The 260-nt window shown below is 65.4% G+C and carries 1 protein-coding gene; it reads right to left on the bottom strand.

Going from position 1 to position 260, the window contains the following annotated elements; all coding sequences use genetic code 11:
* Positions 1 to 260: VCBS domain-containing protein (locus Q8X48_RS30030; protein WP_407802831.1), on the bottom strand; the 260-nt coding region annotated here is incomplete at both ends.

Below are 260 nucleotides of genomic sequence, written 5' to 3'. Positions count from 1 at the left end.
TGTGGGCGGAGCTGGCGACGTAGGTCCAGGCACCGTCGGTGCCGATGGAGAACTGGCCGTAGCTGCCGGCGGTGTTGGTTTGGGCGACGAAGGTTGTGGCGCTGTCGACGTCGCTGATGGTCAGGGTGCCGGCGGTGGAAATGTCGACGGCGGCATTAGTCTCGGTGAGGTGGGCGATGTCGGCGGACAGCACGGCCGCATCATTGGTGCCGAGGATATTCACGGTGACCGAAGTGAGGGTGCCGTCGGCACTGCTCACC

This window comes from Pseudomonas sp. QLc11A (genome assembly GCF_052112305.1).
Lineage (GTDB): Bacteria > Pseudomonadota > Gammaproteobacteria > Pseudomonadales > Pseudomonadaceae > Aquipseudomonas > Aquipseudomonas laurylsulfatiphila.
The sequence above is the reverse complement of the archived record's forward strand: the minus strand, read 5'-3'. Positions and strand labels throughout refer to the sequence as shown.